Below are 18,867 nucleotides of genomic sequence, written 5' to 3' on the forward strand. Positions count from 1 at the left end.
TCCTTTACTTTTTTACAGTGATGGGATTATTAGGATCGGGGATCAGCAGATCATCTTTCCCGTAAATAAATCCTTTACGCTGGTAATTGGCGGGAGCAAAGGTTTCCGTCATGTAAATGGCCTGTTTGGGGCAGGCTTCCTCGCAGAAACCACAGAAAATGCAGCGCAGCATGTTGATTTCATAACGGGCTGCATACTTTTCCTCACGGTACAGGTGCTCTTCACCCGGCAGTCGCTCGGCAGCTTCCATGGTGATGGCTTCAGCAGGACAAGCCACTGCGCAAAGGCCGCATGCCGTACAGCGCTCACGCCCTTCCTCATCCCTGTTCAAAATGTGCAGGCCACGGAACACCGGGCTGAAGGGACGCGTCTCTTCAGGATAGTTAACCGTTGCCTTCTTTTTGAATATATGCGAAAGGGTGATACCCATGCCTTTTACGACTGCCGGCAGGTACAATTTCTCCCATAAATTCATGGGCCTCCTGTCTACCGGCTGTGCCCTGTTGGTTAGTGTTTGCATATAATGAGTTTCATCAGTTCATTTAGTCTTTTTCAATAGTCTGATGGAATGTTATTTCATCAGTTCATTTAGTCTTTTTCAGTAGTCTGATGGAATGTTATTTCATCAGTTCATTTAGTCTTTTTCAGTAGTCTGATGGAATGTTATTTCATCAGTTCATTTAGTATTTTCCAGTAGTCTGATGGAACATTGTTTCATCAGCGCTTAATGTCTACTTCAGCGGCGAGATGATTGTTAAGCATCAACGCCTTATGTTTTATCCCTGGCGGTACAAGATCACCGCACCGGTCACCAGCATGTTCAGCAGCGCGAGCGGGATGAGTACATGCCATCCGAGTTTCATCAGCTGGTCGTAGCGGAAGCGCGGAACAGTCCAGCGTACCCACATGAATATGAAGATGAACACGAATGTTTTCAGGAACAGTGCAAGAATACCCAGGATGGTCACCATGTTCGGGCTCAGGCCGAGGCTGTCCATGTAGGGGAATGAATACCCGCCCCAATACAGCGTAGCCATCAGTACGGAACTCATAAACATGTTGATGTATTCGGCAAACAGGTAGAAGCCCAGCTTCATGGAAGAATATTCGAGGTGGAAGCCGCCGTTCAGCTCGTTCTCTGCTTCCGGCAGGTCGAACGGCGTACGGTTACACTCGGCGAATGCGCAGATCAGGAAGATCAGGAAGCCGAGCGGCTGCAGCAGCACATACCAAACGCCTTCGCGCTGTTGTTCCACGATGTCTTTCAGGCTGAGGGAGCCACTGATCATAAACAGGGCGATCAGGGAAAGCCCCATCGGCAGCTCGTAAGAAATCACCTGCGAGGCACCGCGGCAGGCGGAGAGCAGGGAGAATTTGTTGTTGGAAGCCCATCCGCCGATCATCACACCGTACACACCCAGGCCGATCACCATCAGTATCCACAGCAGACCGATGTTGACATCCGCCACCTGGAGACTGACTTCGCGGCCGGCAATGGTCAGCACATCTCCCCAGGGAATTACCGCACTGGTGAGGCAGGCGGTGAACATGGCGATGGAAGGGCCGAGCACGAACAGGAAACGGTTGGAGTTGGTGGGAATGATCTCTTCTTTAAAGAACAGCTTGCCACCATCCGCCAGCGGCTGCAGGATACCGAAGGGACCTGCACGGTTGGGACCACGGCGGTCCTGGATCCAGGCCGCAACTTTACGTTCGCCGTATGTTTCGTACATGGCAATCAGCAGCGATACAGCAAGCACCGCAGATATGAGCACGATTTTTTCGATAATAAAAGCCCAGTCAATTGCTATATTAAGTAAGGTCATATCTCGCTTTATTGAACGCCATTAAGTTTAGGAAAATCGGTGGAATGGGCAGGGCCGTCGATCTTGCTGAGGTCTACCTTCGGCTGGTTCACTTCACTCACGCTGTGGATGTTCATCAGCAGTTTCGGATCACGGCCGCTCATCACTTCTTTGATGGTTTCCTGCGGTTTGTGCACACCTACGTAGTGACCCTGCGAAATAACGCTGTGGCGCGCTACGGTGCGGGGGCCTTCCACCACCCAGTCTTTCACGTCTTTCTTCTCGAAACGGCAGGTATCGCAGATGAAATCTTCCACTTCACCGTATTTATCTTTTCTCGCAGTCACCCGGAATATCTCATCGCCGCGCATCCAGAGCACGGTTTTACCGCAGCACTTTTCGTTTTCGCAGTTGCGGTGCGCATCTACCGGTTTGAGGAACCAAACGCGGTTTTTGAAGCGGGCCGTTCTGTCGGTCAGTGCGCCAACGGGACAAACATCAATCACGTTGCCGATGAAGTCGTTATCGAGGGCGTTTTGGATATAGGTGCCGATCTCGGACGCCTCGCCGCGGTGGAGTACGCCGTGCTCACGTTTGTTGGTGAGCTGGTCGGCCGTAAACACGCAGCGGTAGCACAGGATGCAACGCGTCATGTGCAGTTTGATATGATCGCCGATATCGATTTTTTCGAAAGTTCTGCGTTTGAACTCGTAGCGGGTGGCTTCGGCGCCGTGCTCGTAGCTGAGGTCCTGCAGGTCGCATTCACCGGCCTGGTCGCACACGGGGCAATCGAGGGGGTGATTGAGGAGCAGGAATTCCACTACGCCTTTGCGGGCGTCGAGCACTTCGGGCGAAGTGATGTTGGCCACTTCCATCCCGTCCATGACCGTTGTGCGGCAACTGGCCACCAGTTTGGGCATGGGGCGCGGGTCCGCATCGGAGCCTTTGGACACTTTAACGAGGCAGGTACGGCATTTACCGCCGCTGCCCTGCAGTTTGGAATAATAACACATGGCAGGCGGCACCACATCGCCTCCTATTTTCCTCGCGGCGTTCAGGATGGTAGTGCCCGGCTCCACCTCTACCGGGATGTTATCGATCGTAACCTTGAATAATTTCTTTTCTTCCGCCATTGTACTAAAACTTTGCATTCCCCGGAAAGCCATTCACCGGGAGAAAATGATTGTATTAAACGGCAGCAGCCGCAGCTACTACCGGCAAGGGATCTGCATAATGTGCCAGCCCGAAGTTGCGGCGCTGCGCTTCTTCCGGGTTGTTCACGTGCCATTCGAACTCGTCACGGAAGTGACGGATGGCAGCGGCTACAGGCCACGCTGCAGCGTCGCCGAGGGGGCAAATGGTATTGCCTTCGATCTTGCGCTGGATGTCCCACAGCAGGTCTATATCGCTCATTTTGCCTTTACCGTTCTCGATGTTCATCAGCACACGCTTCATCCAGCCGGTGCCTTCACGGCACGGGCTGCACTGCCCGCAGCTTTCGTGATGATAGAAACGCGCCAGGCTCAGGGTGTGGCGCACCACGCACTGATCTTCATCCAGCACGATAAACCCGCCGGAGCCCATCATGGAACCGGTGGGGAACCCGCCGTCGTTGAGGCTTTCGTACGTCATCATACGCTGTTCGCCTTTGGCCGTTTTCAGCAGCAGGTTGGCAGGCAGGATGGGCACGGAAGAACCGCCGGGGATACAGGCCTTGAGGCGTTTCCCGTTAGGGATGCCGCCGCAGTATTCTTCAGAATAAATAAATTCTTCTACAGAAATCGTCATGTCGATCTCGTACACGCCGGGCTTGTTGATATTGCCGCAGGCGGAGATCAGTTTGGTACCGGTAGATTTGCCGATGCCGATTTTGGCATATTCGTCACCTCCGATATTGAGAATGGGCACTACCGCCGCCAGCGTTTCCACGTTGTTCACCACGGTGGGGCATTGCCACAGGCCTTTAACGGCCGGGAAGGGCGGCTTGATGCGCGGGTTGCCGCGTTTGCCCTCGAGCGATTCGATCAGCGCCGTTTCTTCGCCGCAGATGTAAGCACCCGCACCACGCTGTACGTATATGTCGAGATCGAAACCGCTGCCCTGGATGTTTTTACCCAGCCAGCCGTTTTTGTGCGCATCGCGGATAGCCTCTTCCAGGATATCGGGAATCCAGGCGTATTCGCCACGGATATAAATGTAAGTGCGGTTGGCGCCGAGGGCATAGCTGGAAATCAGCAGGCCTTCGATCAGCAGATGGGGCAGGAACTCCATCAGGTAACGGTCTTTAAACGTACCCGGCTCGGATTCGTCCGCGTTGCAAACCAGGTAACGGGGCACGCCTTCCGGTTTGGCCAGAAAGCTCCATTTGAGGCCGGTTGGGAAACCCGCGCCACCGCGACCGCGCAGGCCGCTCTTTTTCACTTCTTCTGTTACCTGGTCCGGGCTCATGCTCTTCAGGGCTTTTTCAGCAGCGGCATAACCGCCGTTCTGCCGGTATACGTCGTAATACCGGATGCCTTCTATATGCGCCTTATCTAACAATAATTTACGTCCCATTTTCTCTTTATATTGGTCTGCCCCGTTGGGGAGCAGGATTGATTTTATTAATTACCGGCCTGTGCACGGCACTCGGCAATAATCTGGTCTACCTTTTCTTTCGTCAGGTGTTCTTTATAAAATTTACCCAGCTGCATCATCGGTGCATACCCGCAGGCGCCGAGGCATTCCACGGTTTTGAGGGTAAACAGGCCGTCGGGCGTAGTTTCCCCGTTTCCGATGCCTAGCTTTTCCTTGATGTATGCAATGATGTTGTCGGAGCCATTCAACATACACGGGCCGGTCTGGCATACCTCGAAGAGGTATTTACCAACGGGCTTCAGGTTGTACATGGAGTAAAAGGTGGCCACCTCGTACACTTCGATGGACGTGATCTGCAGCAGCGAGGCCACATAGTCCATGGTTTCCGCACTCAGCCAGCCGCCGAACGATTCCTGCGCCAGGTGCAGCACCGGGATCAAGGCGCTCTTCTGCTTCCCTTCCGGGTAGCGCGCAATGATTTCTTTTACTTTATTCAGCTTCTCTTCAGAAAATTGAACGGCCATTTATCAAACGTCTTTTTTATAAACTTCAGAATATTGTGTTCCGGCAGTTGTACTGTCGTCAGACGGCACTTTGCCAATGCTGTAAAATTGTTGCCCGTGTTTTCAGGCCGGTCCTTACGGAAGGTGGACGATACAGTTACGCCGGCGAACAATCGTATGCATATTTAAAAACAAAGAGCTTTCAGGTATAGTACAAATAAAGAACAGGCGCCCGGTTATGCATCCAGTTCGCCTGCAATCAGGTTGAGCGAGCTCAGGCAGATGATGGCATCGCTCAGCATCGCACCTTTCACCAACTCGGGATATGCCTGGTAGTACACAAAACACGGCCGGCGGAAATGCAGGCGGTAAGGAGAGCGGCCACCGTCACTGATGAGGTAAAAACCAAGCTCGCCGTTGGCGCCTTCCACCGGGTGGTATAACTCGCCGGGCAGAATGTCCGTCTCACCCATCACGATCTTAAAGTGGTAGATGAGCGCTTCCATTTTTGTATATACGTCGTCTTTGTCGGGCAGGTAATAGGCCGGCACATCCGCATGGTATACGTGCTCCGGCAGTGTTTTGATTTTTTCCATGGCCTGGCGGATGATGCTGAGGCTTTGCCACATTTCCGCGTTGCGCACCAGGAATCGGTCGTAAGTATCGCCGGTGGTGCCTACAGGGATGGAGAATTCAAAATCCTGGTATGAGCAGTACGGGTTAGCCACGCGCACGTCGTAATCGACGCCGGCAGCTCTCAGGTTGGGACCTGTAAAGCCGTAGTTCATCGCTCTTTCGGCGGTGATGGCGCCCACGCCCTGCGTACGCTCGATGAAAATGCGGTTGCGGGTGAAAAGCGATTCGAACTCTTTCAGTACCGCCGGATATTCAGCCAGGAATTTTTCGATTTTCTGGAAGGCCACGGGCGTGAAGTTTCTTTCGAAACCGCCTACGCGGCCGATATTGGTAGTGAGGCGGGAACCGCAGATCTCTTCATAAATCTCGTACACCAGTTCGCGGTACTGCATCACATACAGGAACCCTGTAAACGCCCCGCTGTCTACCCCGATTACGGAGTTACAGATCAGGTGGTCTGTAATACGGGCCAGCTCCATGATAATCACGCGCAGGTAGTCTACCCTTTTCGGGGTTTGGATACCCAGGAGTTTTTCCACGGTGAGGTGCCAGCCGATGTTATTGATAGGTGCAGAACAGTAGTTCAGCCGGTCTGTTAAAGGAGTGATCTGGTAATAGGGCCGGCGCTCTGCAATTTTTTCAAATGCGCGGTGAATGTATCCCACGGTGGGGGTGGCAGACACGATGCGCTCGCCATCCATCTCCAGCACATTCTGGAACACCCCGTGCGTAGCGGGGTGCGTAGGTCCCAGGTTGAGCGTGTTGGTTTGCTTCTCTATGGAGCCTTCCGGTAATTTTATATGTTGCTGCTCTGACATAATCCTAGCTAAATAAAATTCAATTGATTAAATCCCCACGTTCCCGCCGCGGCCAAACATTTCATCATCTTTGTCCACGCGCGTCTGGTCTTCCAGCGGGAATTCCTTGCGCATCGGGAAGTAGTCCATTTCGTCTACGTTCAGGATGCGGACCAGGTTGGGATGGCCAACGAAGTCGACGCCGAAAAAGTCGTAGGTTTCCCGTTCCATCCAGTTGGCGGTAGCGTAAAGGCTGGTGGCCGTATACACCTGCGGCGTGGTGATGTCGGTAAACACTTTAAAACGGAGGCGCACATTATGTACGAAAGTGTGCAGGTGGTACACTACTGCCAACTCCTCCCCTTTTTTATCGGGATAATGTACAGCGGTCAGGTCCGACAGAAAACGGAACTGCAGGTCCTCTTCATCATAAAGGAACTGCATCACTTTGAGGTTGAGCTCTTTAGGCGCGTAAAACGACATCATTCCGAAGGATTCTTCGAAATTTGTGAGCGCATCCCCGAATTTTTCTACCAGCCTGTTTTTTATATGCTCGTTCGTCAAAGACATGTATAAGCTATTAACGTTTATTCTATTCCGTATGAGTTCATCAGATCTTTATACCGCTCAGAGTGACGGCGGCGGAGGCTTTCCTGGCCAACCAGGTCCTGGATGCGCATCACGCCGTCCAGGATAGCTTCCGGGCGGGGCGGGCAGCCGGGCACATACACGTCTACCGGTATTACCTGGTCTATCCCCTGTAAAACGGAATAGGTATCGAAAATACCGCCGCTGCTGGCGCAGGCGCCAACGGCTATTACCCAGCGGGGCTCCGCCATCTGCAGGTATACCTGGCGTAATACGGGCGCCATTTTTTTGGCGATGGTGCCCATCACCATCAGCAAATCGCACTGGCGGGGCGTGAAACCCAGCCTTTCGGAACCGAAACGGGCCAGGTCGTAGTGAGCGGCCATCGTAGCCATAAATTCAATGCCACAGCAGGAAGTGGCGAACGGCAGCGGCCAGATGGAGTTCTTACGGGCAAGGCCGATCACCTTGTCGAAAGAAGTCGCAAAAAAACCTTCGCCGGTCAGGCCTTCCGGCATTTCCACCAGCTTCACTTTATTATTGAACTGAACAGGACGAGACATAATCTTTACCCTCCTTAATTAATAGTTAACTTAAAAATTAATCTTCCCAACGCAGCGCGCCCTTCTTGACGATGTAAAAGAACCCGCCCATGAAAAAGGCCACAAAGGCCACCACGGCAAGGAAACCATCCCACCCGAGCTCCCTGAAATTAACAGCGTACGGGTAGAAAAAGATCACCTCCACGTCGAACAGCACGAACAAAATAGCTGTCAGGAAGTACTTCACCGCAACGGGCTGACGGGCGTTGCCCATCTGCTCAATGCCGCTTTCAAAGTTGATCAGCTTGTCTTTGGTTTTTCGCTTGGGACCGAGTAAGTGTGTGGCAATCATAGTGATTCCAACAAAGCCCAAAGCCGCAATCAGTTGCAAAACGATAGGGAAATAACTGAAAGGAGTGTTATTAGCAGTCAAAAAATCAGAGGCAAAAAACATAAGCTTCCCAATATAAATTGTCCGAAAGCGCAAAAATACTGCAAGTAAAGCATAATTCAAATCCACGACGACCTAAAATCTAATCTTTTTTTTGTATATGTAATATAATAAGATATGAACGATTGGGTTTCCGTGGTTTCCGGGGACACAAACAATGGTTAAAACAGGAAATATGTATCATCATTACCCCAGCTGCTCCGGCGGCCATTCCGAGGCTGCAGGCGGGTATTTATAAGGAACCGTTTTTAAAATAGGCGCCCAGCCACTCCTCAATGGCAGCGGCATTCAATTTACTGCCGATAATTGTTCCGCTCGGGTCAAGCAAAAAACTGGCTGGAAAATCCGATACCCCGTACTTTAACCTGGCAACACTCCGAGTTCTGTCTGTTTCGTACAAATGTACCCAAGGCAACTTTTCTTTGCGCAGGTATGCCAGCCAGTCATCTTTCAAATAGTCCATTGACACGCTTATTATTACAAGCCCTTTGTTTTGATATGTTTCCCAGATCCGTCTAAGTATCTGATTTTCAGCATGGCATTTCAAACAATTGCTTAGCCAGAAATCCAGGACAACGAACTTCCCTCTGAAGCTATCTGAAGTAACTAAAACGCCGCCGGAATCGGGCAACTCAAAGGAGGCTCCCTGTTTTCCGGCCACTGCATTTCTTTGAGCAACCAGTTTTTGAAAGAACGCCTGTGCGTAACTAAATGATTTCCCTTTAGTTGTCAGCTTTTCGTATAACCGATGTTTGGTGTCTTCATCAAAATAAGTGGTATACCGGTCCAAAATAAAGCCGGATGCTAAAGAAGAACCATTATTTGTTAAAATACTGTCGTACAGTGGGAGAAGGTAAGGCTGAAGCGGATAACGGGAATTTTTGGCCTTGATTATTCCCAGTTCTCTATCACTTTCGGCAATGGCAGTTAATTTGTCAGCCAATTGATTCAGGAAATCGTTCAATACTTTGTTGGGCGCCGCGCCTGCCACCTTACTGCTGTTAAATTGCTCTTTTGAAGCCTCAATCCGAACAGTACAGGTAGTATCCACAAGAATAGCCAACGGCTGAAAACCTCCTTTCTTTTTCAATTCGTATGTAGAATACAACAAATACCTGGTTGGACGCAGAAATTCGCATCTGATCTCGAACTTCCCGTGGATAATAACAGCCGAATCCGACTGCCTGGTTTCATTGTTGTACAATACGATCTTATAACCATCAAGGTATTTTGATTCACCAATAAACTCACCTTTAAAAGTAATAGTTTGATTAGCATGGCTATGCCCAACAGCGTTTTGTTGAACCAAAGCCAACATCATCAAAAGAAAAAAAATTGTTACCGAACGTAGTAAGTTCTTCCTCATGATTTCTCAATTTGGAATGGGCAAATGAAATAAGGTTAGCGATCTAACTTATCGCTAACCTTGTTTCCTTAAGAGATGTAAAAAGCGGTTTTAGGGGTTATTCACATGGCCCGCCGCCGAATACTGAGCACCGGTTATTGTAGCAAATCTGATCCCAGGGACAGTCTGAATTTTCCCTGCACTCAGCACCTTGCCAGTAGCTAATGCAGAACCCATGGAGGCAATAGAAGCCGTCGGGGCACGCTGCTGCTTTCAGATTGCTCACAATGATTTCTCTGACATTTAAAGTTTCCTCACGCGCTTCCGGATTTTGCGCTGCAATATCCTGTTGTATCTGATCATTGGGCACTTCTTCCTGCTGGCTTACGCTTGTTAAGATTTCGTAGGTAAGCTGTTTTACTTTGTTCTCTGCACTTTGGGCACGTACAAGGGTAACTTGCATCATCATCATAATTATGAGTAATGATGCGAATCGGGCAAACATGTGTTTCATAGAATCCATTTAAAGGTTAAACAATATCCTAATATAGCGATTTTACGCAAATGAAATGGGATAAATTTTGGTCACGCCCTTGCCGTACCTGGCTAACAGGCCTTATTCTTTATAAAAGAATAACCACTGTCACTTTATCGGCCTGCTCTGGGTGCGCTGTTTTTACTTGCCATTACGTCTTTGATCTGCTTCAGCGGTTCGCTGGCCGGATCAAGCGGCGCCAGTTTATCCATATATTTTTGCATGTTGGTTTTATCGTCCTTATTGTAGTAATATACCATTAAATAAGTGTACGCCTTGATCAGGCCGGCCTTATTTTTCGCCGGATCGCCTTCGGCCATGGAAATGTACTTTTCAAAATACGGAAGGGCTACCCCGGATTTAGCTTCCACGTCCTTTGCGGCATTTGCCATGCCTTGCCAGTAGTGCCCGGTGGTAAGGTCTGGATATTCCGTGGCCAGTTTGCTAAAAGCCGCAACTGATTTGGCCAGAATGGAGGTATCCGTGGTAGTGCCTGCAGATGCCAGATAGTAATTAATCCCTACATTATACAAATCCACTGCTGCCGGTTTTTCCTTCTTCTCTACTTTAAGATCGGCGTACTTCTGATACCAATCCGCAGCTTTTGCAAATATTCTGGCTTGTTGAAAAGCCTTCGCTACTTCTTCGTACCGGTCCAGGTCTTTCACCGTGTCCGAAGTTGCATATCTTTCCAGGTATTCAAGCGACTTCGCGCTATTCTGAGCCATCGTAGCGGAGTCGCTGCTTTTCAGCCGGCTGTAAACATCACTGCCCAATTTAAGGTCTGGCAACTCCATTTTGTCTTTCCCGATTCTTTGCACATAAGTGTCAAAAGTCTTTTGAGCGTTGAGGGAGTCCCCCTTTGTCAGGTAAGCCAAAGTGATCAGCCGGTCCAGCTTTAATTTATATGCATCATTAGCCTGGGGCATCAATCCCTTTGCTTTATCAATAGCTGCATCATAGTCTTTATCGTAATACATGATAGAAGCGAGATAATATTCGTTTTTCACCCTATCACCCTGATCAGAAACCGTCAGGTACTTCTGCAGATATTCTTTGGCTTTGGCCAGGGAAAACTGTCTGGGCCGGGGGGTGTAGTAAAACTGGTACAATTCGTAGAACGCCGGAGCATAATTAGGGTCTAACTGCGTGGCTTTAGCATACTCCGCTACTGTTTGCTCCAGTAATTTAGCGTTGTAGTTTACGTGCCCCTGTTTCATTACTGCTTCCGCATTTTTTGCATCCAGCTCCAGTGCTTTTTCATACGCGGCTATAGCCTTACCCCCGTTTTCGCCGCCGAGGTAGCGGTAGGCGTCGCCCAGTTCAATATAATCCGCGGCGGTTGCGATGTATTGGTCTTTCTTTTTAAGCCCTTCGTTGTTCAGCAGGGTTTCCATTACCTTGAGGGCGAGCTGTTTGTCGCCACCTTTAATTTCGGTATTGGCATCTGCAATGGCACGGGCCACATCGCCATTTTTACCTTTAGTGGCGGTATTGGCGGCGTCAAATTTCTGGCGGGCGCCTGCGGCATCGCCGCTGATCAGGTCTATTCGCCCCATGCCGGCGGTGAGCAACGGAGAATTGGGAACGGCTGTGAGCCCCTTCTGAAAGGCGGCGGCAGCTCCTGTTTTATTCTCCAGCCCCAATTCAGCCATCCCAAGGTAGTAATGCGCCCGTTCCTCATTGGGTCTGGAGGCAATCACTTTCTCAAAATCCGCCTTGGCTGCGGCATATTTGCCGTAGTACAGATTTTTAAGCCCGTCGTCTATTGATTGAGCCATAACCCCGCCAGCGAGGCAAAGCAGGGCGATTACGGTACTGATACGCTTCTTCATGACTTTAGTTTTAATCCGTTAAAACACGCCGCACACACAGCGCCGGCGTCAGTATGGGTTGTATGCTCTAAAAAACATGCCAGTTTCAATAGGGTTGATCAGGTGAGCGTTGCACCCATCTCTGAATTTACTCATTTCTTTCGGTAATAACAATGCATGAAAAGTTAATTTTCCGGTACAAACGGGAGCAGACAAAAAAAGCAGTGCCTTTTGAGCACTGCTTTTTGTATGTCAGGTATTTGTATATGATTATTTACTGCCCTTGGTACCAGCCGTTTTAGCTGCTCCACCGGCAGGTTTGTTGGAAGCCTCAATAAACTCCTTCACCTGGCGCGCTGCATCGTTGTTCGGGTCGATAGCTACCAGTTTGTCCATATAAGGCTGCATATTGGCCTTATCGTCCAGGTTATAATAATACAGCATCAGGTAAGTGTAAGCGTTGAGGAGGAAGCGTTTGTTTTTGGCTTCATCTTCAGGTTTCACCAGGGAAATGTACTTTTCAAAAGCCTCTTTCGCCTTACCATCCTTAGCCTGCTGATCCTGGGCAAAACCTGCCATTCCTTTCCAATAGAAACCGGTAACCTGCTCCGGGTACTTTGTAGTAAAGTCGGTCCATGTTGTCTGGGAAGCGGCGTAGTCCTGTGCATAATACTCATAGTAAGCTTTGTAGAACTGGTCAGTTACTGCACTGGGGTTGTCTTTTGTCTCAAGGGCTTTACCATACCATTTAGCGGCTTTGCCCCAATTACGCATTTCTTTAAAGGCTTCGGCCACATTGCGGAAAGATTCAGCATCTTTAGAAGTATCGATGTCTGCAAATTTCTCAAGGTAAGTGGCAGCTGTCTGCAGATATCCCGCCTGGGTGGCTGAATCTGCGTGTTTAAGTTTACCGTAAATGGCGCTCAGCAACTTAAAGTCCTTTAATTCCAGTTTATTTTCTCCTACCGTTTTCACACGCTCGTCCATCAATGCCTTGGCGGAAAGTGAGTCCCCTTTCCACAAATGAGCGTCAGCAGCCAGCAGTGTTAATTTTGCCTTGTAAACCTCATTCGCAGTGGGCATAATTGCTTTGGCTTTGGCAATCGCCTCGTCATAATTTTTTTGAAGGAAAGACAGCGCCGCCATATTATATTCATTCTTCAACTTGTCTGAAGGATCACTTACCTCAATATATTTTTGGAGGTATTTTGCAGCATGCGCAGGTGAATATTGTTCTTTTTTCAGCGTTATGTAAAACTGGTATAGTTCGAAATAAGCAGGGCCATAGTTTGCATCCATGGAGGTGGCTTTAGTCCAGTCTCCGATGGCCTGTTCTTTCAGGCGGGCATTGTAATTCACCATCCCTTGTTTGGTCACAGCTTCGGCGCTGTTGGCATCCAGCTCCAGTGCTTTATCGTAGGAGCTGATGGCTTTGCCGCCATTCTCGCCGCCCAGATAACGGTATGCGTCGCCTAACTCGATGTAATCGGCTGCTGTAGCGGTATACATTTGTTTTTTCTTACGGCCTTCGTTGTTCAGCAGTTTTTCCATGGTGCTGAGGGCGTAACCACGGTCGCCGCCTTTCACTTCGGTGTTGGCATCGGCAATAGCACGGGCCACGTCGCCGTTGCGGCCTTCGCTGGCGGTGGTTGCACTTTCAAATTTCTGCTTCGCTTCTGCAGCTTTACCGTTGAGGAGGTCGATACGGCCTAAACCTGCGGTCAGCAACGGGGAGTTGGGAACGGCTGTGAGACCTTTGGTGAAGGCTGCAGCAGCTGCATCTTTGTTTTCAAGACCCAGCTCGGCAATACCCAGGTAATAATATCCGCGGTCGTCCGTCGGTTTGGCAGCAATCGCTTTTTCAAGATTCTGCTTCGCGGTTTGGTATTTGCCATAGTACAAATCCTTCAAACCATCTTCCACAGATTGTGCCATGGCTCCGTTGGCTATGCAGAGCATGGCAACAAATAAACTGTTCCTTCTGTTCATGAGCAATCCGGTTTTAGTTGTGTTATCAGTATTTATTGTTTACAAGGTTGATATCGCAAGACGTGGTTATTTCAGCGTGGCTTCTCTGAAAACGATGTTCAGTCTTGCAGGATATAATTTATACCGCCCTATCAGCAGTTGGCCTTCCTGACCGCCGAGGAAAGTGGCAAACCCCGCGCCCAGACCCTGATAGGGTTCTTTCAGTACATAAAACATGCCCCTGGTCAGGGGATAAGATTTCATACCGATGTAAAACTGGTAAGGTTTTACAAAGTCAGTATATCCGTCGCCTCTCAGTTTCACCGTGGTGACTTTCGTATTAAAATCAATCACCTTGGGATCGCTGGTATCGGAAATCCAGTTCACCCCGATGACGCCGATGGCGTTTTTATTTTTTGTGATGTAGTCGATCACTTCGGGATTCGTTTTTGCCGCCATTGTAGTAGCCGGCAGCGGCGCTCCCTTGTTGATCGAATCCTGGATGAAACGTACCGTGCTGGAATTCTGATTGTCGAATACAATCTGCCAGGGCTTTTCCGCTTTGCCGGTCATGATCTGCCGTACCTGGTCCATGGTAAGGATAGAATCCGGGTTGGCATTGTTCACAACCAGGGCTACCGCATCCGTTGCCAGTTGCATGCACTGCGGGCGAATCTTTTCTTTTTTGAAATATTCCCTCTCCTCCGGTTTCAGGTCGCGCGTTACGATGATCATTCTCGCGCTGTCGTTAAAGAGATCTTTAAAACAGTCGATTTCCGGTTTATACTCGGCAATGATTTTTGTTTTCGGGTAGAGTGACTGGAATACTTTTATTTCGGCTTCGATCAGCGGCTGATAGGTTTCATCTACGGAAATCCGGATGGTGCCTGACGTGGCTGTGTCCTGTTCTTTTCCTTGCTTTGATTGTCTTTGTGTACAGCTTACTGCTACGAAGGTAATACAGATCACTGCAAACAATACGCTCTTCAGGTTCTTATTTTTAAACAACATAAGCACTGTCTAAGTAATGACGAAAAATTCCAGATCAGAAAAATAATTGTTTGATGCCCCTGTACACACGATATAATCCATACGCACATAAGACACCGCCCAATGCATAGATTAATTCCTGCGGGAGGCTGAGTTTACCCCAACCCATGCGTTCTGCCAGCAGTGCATATAATCCGAAAACGATAAAAAATAATCCTCTTATCAATTCCCCCATGGGCCGGTATGAAATGTTCCGCCGTTTGTTTGTGCTGTCGTATTCCTGTTGCATTGTCGGTAAATTACAATTATACAAAAAAAATTGTTTTCAAGTAGTTATAGAAACTTTATTCGTTTGTTAAAATCCAATACCGGCCGGGGCTGGAGATTTATGAAATAAAGATGCACCGTTCCGCAAATTCCATATTGCCTGACATTTTTAACATATACAAGGTAGTGAAATGCGTTATATACTTCCCTGAAAATTCGGTAGGTTTGCGGTCGGTAAAAACGGTGAATGCCTTCACCCACAGGGCAATTAAGCTACTGATTTACAGTAATTTATCCCTAAAGAATATTGAACGATGAAAATACTGATGGTCTGCCTGGGAAATATCTGCCGGTCGCCGCTGGCGGAAGGCATACTGCGGCACCTGGCTGCGGAACAGCAGCTGGACTGGGAAATCGATTCTGCCGGAACGGGCAGCTGGCACGTGGGCGACCCGCCGGACCGCCGTTCGGTACAGGTGGCACACCGCCATGGCATCGACATTTCGGGGCTCCGGGGGCGGCAATTCAGCGCCGGGGACTTCGGCCGGTTCGACCGGATTTTCGTGATGGATTTGGACAATTACCGTGATGTGCTGCGGAAAGCGCGCACGGACGCAGACCGGGACAAGGTACAATTATTGCTGGAGCACCAGCAGCCGGTACCGGATCCCTGGTACGACGATGCGCTGTTCGAGCCCGTATTCCAACTCATTTATGATGCCTGCGAGCGGATTGTGAAGGAGCAGGCAGTGCGGGATTGATGATATCCGCCGGAAGGATTGACAGGGGATGTGAACATGCAGTGGCGCCGTCTTGTAAAAGAATGTGAAGCGCTCCGGACGAAGTCCCATGGCCGTAAAATTTCAATACAACGAAACAACTCATTACAGATTAAATGAAAAAATTAAGTATCCCGCAAGGTACCCGGGATTTTGGGCCTGATGTGGTACGCAAGCGTAACTATATTTTTGCGACCATCCGTAAAACCTTTGAGCTGTACGGCTTTCAGCCCCTTGAAACACCGGCGATGGAAAACACGTCCACCCTGCTGGGAAAATACGGAGACGAAGGCGACCGGTTGATTTTTAAGATCCTCAACAACGGCGAAAGCATTTACGGGCAGGCGCAGATGGCAAAAGACGCCCACGAATTGGGACTGCTGCTCTGCGAAAAAGCATTGAAATACGATCTGACCATCCCCTTTGCGAGGTATGTGGTGATGAACCAGGGAAAACTGGTGCTGCCTTTCAAACGGTACCAGATTCAGCCGGTGTGGAGAGGCGACCGCCCCCAACGCGGCCGCTACCGCGAATTCTACCAGTGCGACGCGGATGTGATCGGAAGCAATTCGCTGCTGAATGAAATAGAGCTGCTGAAAATTTATGATACGGTACTGACCGAACTGGGACTGAAGGGATACCAGCTTAAAATAAACAACCGCAAAATTCTGACGGGGCTCGCGGAGTTGGTGGGCCGGCCGGAACTGATGACCGAAATTACGGTAGCCATCGATAAACTCGACAAAATCGGCGACAGCGGCGTACGGCAGGAACTGGCGGAACGTGGTTTGCTGCCGGCGGAAATCGATACCGTGATGAATTTTATAGCCGTTGATGGTACCAACGATGAAAAACTCGCACAGCTTACGCAATTGCTCGCCGCTTCGGAAACAGGTTTGAAAGGCGTGGAAGAGCTCCGGTTTATTGCCGGCAGCCAGCTCATTCCTTTCAATGAAGCGCCGGTGATTGACCTTACGCTTGCCCGCGGCCTGAATTATTATACGGGTATGATCGTGGAAGTGAAAGCCCCCGCTACCGTCAATATGGGCAGTATCGGAGGCGGTGGCCGTTACGATGATCTCACCGGTCTTTTCGGCCTGCCGGGCATCTCCGGCGTGGGTATCTCCTTCGGGGTAGACAGGATTTATGACGTGCTGGAAGAGCTCCAGCTATTCCCCGCTGAAGCGCAACAAGGCACCCAGGTGTTGTTTTTCTATCCCGGCGAAAACAGGCTGGCAGAGGCTTTTGGGTATGTATCACAGATACGGGCCAAAGGGGTGATTACCGAGTTATATGCTGAAAATATTAAGCAGGATAAACAGTATAAATATGCGGAGAAACGCGGCATTCCGTTTATCGCCTATGTGGAAGACAATGAGCCGGGGACTATTTTCATCAAGAATATTCCCAATAAACAACGGTTTGCTATTAAGCCGGAGGAGCTGGCTGCGTTCGATTTCAGTTAAATGGAATAACTGTCTGCGAACGAAATTCCCGCGAATGAATCTCTTTGGGATATAAAAAGGTGTACAAGATGTACACCTTTTTTATGTAATGATTTTCAATTTATCGCATGCCTTTTTCGGAGGATTCTTCTCATCCCCCACTATTTACCTCGCCAATTTCATTTCCTCTTAGCCGCGCTTTCAGAACAATGCCCGAAGAGATTTTCCGGCGTGGTGCGATTTGTGAATTTTATGCCAGTGAATAGTGTTCAGTTCCAGCTTCCCGGGCTCATGGGTGTTTTCAAAGGCAGCAGCCAATTCTCAGGTCCATTCCGTTTCCCCGATTTTCACGCCGGAAAGAAATCTCCAATAGCTGTAAAATTCATCATCACAGCGTTTGTATTGATATTTCGGAATGGTGGTCGCAACATAACGTCCCCAGTGCGGGCTATTCCCGTCAATATCTTTAAACCCGTATTCATCCGACAGATCCCATGAACTGAAGACCCTCCCGTTTTTTGTGGACACATTCGGGTCCGCCGCCAGCGATGCGACGGCGCGGCCGACAAAATAAGGCGTTTCCGATGCGATGAAATTGGGGTCGATTTTAGTGCCTTCTTTCCAGTTCGCCTCCGTCACGCCTTTGTATTCCAGCATCGCCTCGGAGCGCAGGTAACCCGGGGTAACGGCGACTGTTGTGATACCGGTCCCTTCGAGCTCTTCCGCCATGCCAAAGGCAATACGGATAACCGATGTTTTAACGAGATCATAAAACAGCTGCCCCCGGTAGAAGTAACCATCGCCATCAGTGATTTCCATGATAATGCCGCTCTTTGCCTCCAGCATTAACGGAACGGCGTATTTGCTGGTGATGATATGGGTATTGATCGCCTGGCGCAGCATTTTAAAACCATCGGGCAAGTTAACTTCCCAGAATTTCTTGCCCCATGTAATCAGCTCATCTCCACCCCATACATCGTTGATCAGTATATCCAACCTGCCTTGTTCTTTCCTGATGCGTTCAATGAGGGCCGCTACTTCTTCTTCCACGCTATGATCTGTTCTTACAGCAATACCGACACCGCCATGTGCGGTTACCATTTCCGCAGTTTCGTCGATGGTTTCGGGACGATGGCTGCCGGAAGCGAGATTCCCGCGTACACTGCGCCCGGAACAATAAACGGTGGCGCCCGCTTCGCCAAGCATACATGCGATGCCCCGGCCGGCGCCACGGGTAGCACCGGCTACCAGGGCAATTTTTCCAGTTAATGGTTTCATGATGTGTGAGTTAGGTTATTGGTGAAGGTAGGAATTTACTACGCAGGGTATTTGCGTGGTGTCTAATGGAACAACAGCAGTAGTACTGGGGAGATAACAGTATAAGGAGAAGACTCCAGTAGGTTGAAGTAATTGATTAGATGAATACACCGGACAATAACCCGGAGGCGGAGTATCGTCACGGATGACAAATGAAGAGGACCGTGGAACGGTCATTGTATGGCTAACTGATGTGGATAGTGAAACCTACTCTATATGGCTGAGACCAATTGCATAAAATTAAACGAGCTGTATTTAGCGGCATATGGAAGGACTAAAGGGAATCACTGATATGCCTTCTCCCGGAGATCATGCATTGAAAAACTGCGACGCAGAAGGGTATAAAAACAAAAAAGCCTTACCGGTTACCCGATAAGGCTTTTTCTAATAAATATGGCAGCTACCTACTCTCCCGCATGATAGTGCAGTACCATCGGCCATGAGGGGCTTAACTTCTCTGTTCGGAATGGGAAGAGGTGAACACCCTCGGCAAAACCACCATAAGATC

At 49.5% G+C, this 18,867-nt stretch carries 17 protein-coding genes and 1 rRNA gene; 2 read left to right on the forward strand and 16 right to left on the reverse strand.

All coding sequences use genetic code 11. The features are described from left to right. Positions 1-4 precede the first annotated feature (4 nt). The 14 genes from nuoI to EGT74_RS23120 form a co-directional block, all read right to left on the reverse strand. Positions 5-520, reverse strand: coding sequence for an NADH-quinone oxidoreductase subunit NuoI (gene nuoI, locus EGT74_RS23055; RefSeq protein WP_123848878.1), 516 nt, complete (start codon positions 518-520; stop codon positions 5-7). 256 nt (positions 521-776) lie between these two features. Then, on the reverse strand, positions 777-1,826 hold the full coding sequence (gene nuoH / locus EGT74_RS23060; protein ID WP_181954770.1) for an NADH-quinone oxidoreductase subunit NuoH: 1,050 nt from the start codon (positions 1,824-1,826) through the stop codon (positions 777-779). Positions 1,827-1,834: 8 nt separating this feature from the next. Next, entirely contained in the window at positions 1,835-2,938 is a 1,104-nt protein-coding gene (locus EGT74_RS23065) for a 2Fe-2S iron-sulfur cluster-binding protein (RefSeq protein ID WP_123848879.1), read from the reverse strand. A gap of 55 nt (positions 2,939-2,993) precedes the next feature. After that, positions 2,994-4,361 (reverse strand): NADH-quinone oxidoreductase subunit NuoF, encoded by a 1,368-nt coding sequence (gene nuoF, locus EGT74_RS23070; RefSeq protein ID WP_123848880.1) that lies wholly within the window; start codon positions 4,359-4,361, stop codon positions 2,994-2,996. Between the two features lie 47 nt (positions 4,362-4,408). After that, a complete protein-coding gene (locus EGT74_RS23075) occupies positions 4,409-4,906 on the reverse strand; it encodes an NADH-quinone oxidoreductase subunit NuoE family protein (RefSeq protein WP_123848881.1) in 498 nt (165 codons plus the stop codon). Between the two features lie 215 nt (positions 4,907-5,121). Next, positions 5,122-6,339, reverse strand: coding sequence for an NADH-quinone oxidoreductase subunit D (locus EGT74_RS23080; protein ID WP_123848882.1), 1,218 nt, complete (start codon positions 6,337-6,339; stop codon positions 5,122-5,124). A 27-nt stretch (positions 6,340-6,366) separates the two neighbouring features. Continuing rightward, positions 6,367-6,888 carry an NADH-quinone oxidoreductase subunit C gene (locus EGT74_RS23085; RefSeq protein ID WP_123848883.1) on the reverse strand — a complete coding sequence of 174 codons (522 nt, stop codon included), beginning with the start codon at positions 6,886-6,888 and terminating at the stop codon, positions 6,367-6,369. 17 nt (positions 6,889-6,905) lie between these two features. Further along, on the reverse strand, positions 6,906-7,469 hold the full coding sequence (locus EGT74_RS23090; protein ID WP_123848884.1) for an NADH-quinone oxidoreductase subunit B: 564 nt from the start codon (positions 7,467-7,469) through the stop codon (positions 6,906-6,908). Positions 7,470-7,506: 37 nt separating this feature from the next. After that, positions 7,507-7,902 carry an NADH-quinone oxidoreductase subunit A gene (locus EGT74_RS23095; protein WP_123848885.1) on the reverse strand — a complete coding sequence of 132 codons (396 nt, stop codon included), beginning with the start codon at positions 7,900-7,902 and terminating at the stop codon, positions 7,507-7,509. 229 nt (positions 7,903-8,131) lie between these two features. Beyond that, complete coding sequence (locus EGT74_RS23100; protein WP_123848886.1) at positions 8,132-9,265, reverse strand: peroxiredoxin family protein; 1,134 nt, start codon at positions 9,263-9,265, stop codon at positions 8,132-8,134. Positions 9,266-9,362: 97 nt separating this feature from the next. After that, entirely contained in the window at positions 9,363-9,758 is a 396-nt protein-coding gene (locus tag EGT74_RS23105; protein WP_123848887.1) for a hypothetical protein, read from the reverse strand. 134 nt (positions 9,759-9,892) lie between these two features. Then, positions 9,893-11,614: a tetratricopeptide repeat protein gene (locus EGT74_RS23110; protein ID WP_123848888.1), complete on the reverse strand. Its 1,722-nt coding sequence runs from the start codon at positions 11,612-11,614 to the stop codon at positions 9,893-9,895. Between the two features lie 249 nt (positions 11,615-11,863). After that, positions 11,864-13,582, reverse strand: coding sequence for a tetratricopeptide repeat protein (locus EGT74_RS23115; RefSeq protein WP_123848889.1), 1,719 nt, complete (start codon positions 13,580-13,582; stop codon positions 11,864-11,866). A gap of 66 nt (positions 13,583-13,648) precedes the next feature. Beyond that, positions 13,649-14,572, reverse strand: coding sequence for a PstS family phosphate ABC transporter substrate-binding protein (locus tag EGT74_RS23120; protein ID WP_123848890.1), 924 nt, complete (start codon positions 14,570-14,572; stop codon positions 13,649-13,651). 560 nt (positions 14,573-15,132) lie between these two features. Between EGT74_RS23120 and EGT74_RS23125 the strand changes: the two genes are divergently transcribed. Together EGT74_RS23125 and hisS are read left to right on the forward strand one after the other, a co-directional pair. Next, positions 15,133-15,579, forward strand: coding sequence for a low molecular weight protein-tyrosine-phosphatase (locus tag EGT74_RS23125; protein WP_123848891.1), 447 nt, complete (start codon positions 15,133-15,135; stop codon positions 15,577-15,579). A 134-nt stretch (positions 15,580-15,713) separates the two neighbouring features. Next, positions 15,714-17,063 carry a histidine--tRNA ligase gene (hisS, locus tag EGT74_RS23130; protein WP_123848892.1) on the forward strand — a complete coding sequence of 450 codons (1,350 nt, stop codon included), beginning with the start codon at positions 15,714-15,716 and terminating at the stop codon, positions 17,061-17,063. Positions 17,064-17,363: 300 nt separating this feature from the next. Here hisS and EGT74_RS23135 read toward each other — a convergent pair whose 3' ends face one another. Continuing rightward, positions 17,364-18,320 (reverse strand): SDR family oxidoreductase, encoded by a 957-nt coding sequence (locus EGT74_RS23135; RefSeq protein ID WP_123848893.1) that lies wholly within the window; start codon positions 18,318-18,320, stop codon positions 17,364-17,366. A 430-nt stretch (positions 18,321-18,750) separates the two neighbouring features. After that, positions 18,751-18,862 (reverse strand): 5S ribosomal RNA (rrf, locus tag EGT74_RS23140). Positions 18,863-18,867 lie beyond the last annotated feature (5 nt).

Source organism: Chitinophaga lutea, assembly GCF_003813775.1.
GTDB lineage: Bacteria > Bacteroidota > Bacteroidia > Chitinophagales > Chitinophagaceae > Chitinophaga > Chitinophaga lutea.

What these genes read in the sequence shown, in the direction of transcription:
- EGT74_RS23100 (WP_123848886.1), bottom strand. Translation starts at nt 9,265, where the DNA reads ATGAGGAAGAACTTACTACGTTCGGTAACAATTTTTTTTCTTTTGATG.
- EGT74_RS23085 (WP_123848883.1), bottom strand. Translation starts at nt 6,888, where the DNA reads ATGTCTTTGACGAACGAGCATATAAAAAACAGGCTGGTAGAAAAATTC.
- EGT74_RS23080 (WP_123848882.1), bottom strand. Translation starts at nt 6,339, where the DNA reads ATGTCAGAGCAGCAACATATAAAATTACCGGAAGGCTCCATAGAGAAG.
- nuoH (WP_181954770.1), bottom strand. Translation starts at nt 1,826, where the DNA reads ATGACCTTACTTAATATAGCAATTGACTGGGCTTTTATTATCGAAAAA.
- nuoF (WP_123848880.1), bottom strand. Translation starts at nt 4,361, where the DNA reads ATGGGACGTAAATTATTGTTAGATAAGGCGCATATAGAAGGCATCCGG.
- EGT74_RS23135 (WP_123848893.1), bottom strand. Translation starts at nt 18,320, where the DNA reads ATGAAACCATTAACTGGAAAAATTGCCCTGGTAGCCGGTGCTACCCGT.
- EGT74_RS23095 (WP_123848885.1), bottom strand. Translation starts at nt 7,902, where the DNA reads ATGTTTTTTGCCTCTGATTTTTTGACTGCTAATAACACTCCTTTCAGT.
- EGT74_RS23110 (WP_123848888.1), bottom strand. Translation starts at nt 11,614, where the DNA reads ATGAAGAAGCGTATCAGTACCGTAATCGCCCTGCTTTGCCTCGCTGGC.
- EGT74_RS23115 (WP_123848889.1), bottom strand. Translation starts at nt 13,582, where the DNA reads ATGAACAGAAGGAACAGTTTATTTGTTGCCATGCTCTGCATAGCCAAC.
- EGT74_RS23105 (WP_123848887.1), bottom strand. Translation starts at nt 9,758, where the DNA reads ATGAAACACATGTTTGCCCGATTCGCATCATTACTCATAATTATGATG.
- hisS (WP_123848892.1), top strand. Translation starts at nt 15,714, where the DNA reads ATGAAAAAATTAAGTATCCCGCAAGGTACCCGGGATTTTGGGCCTGAT.
- EGT74_RS23125 (WP_123848891.1), top strand. Translation starts at nt 15,133, where the DNA reads ATGAAAATACTGATGGTCTGCCTGGGAAATATCTGCCGGTCGCCGCTG.
- EGT74_RS23120 (WP_123848890.1), bottom strand. Translation starts at nt 14,572, where the DNA reads ATGTTGTTTAAAAATAAGAACCTGAAGAGCGTATTGTTTGCAGTGATC.
- EGT74_RS23075 (WP_123848881.1), bottom strand. Translation starts at nt 4,906, where the DNA reads ATGGCCGTTCAATTTTCTGAAGAGAAGCTGAATAAAGTAAAAGAAATC.
- EGT74_RS23090 (WP_123848884.1), bottom strand. Translation starts at nt 7,469, where the DNA reads ATGTCTCGTCCTGTTCAGTTCAATAATAAAGTGAAGCTGGTGGAAATG.
- nuoI (WP_123848878.1), bottom strand. Translation starts at nt 520, where the DNA reads ATGCAAACACTAACCAACAGGGCACAGCCGGTAGACAGGAGGCCCATG.
- EGT74_RS23065 (WP_123848879.1), bottom strand. Translation starts at nt 2,938, where the DNA reads ATGGCGGAAGAAAAGAAATTATTCAAGGTTACGATCGATAACATCCCG.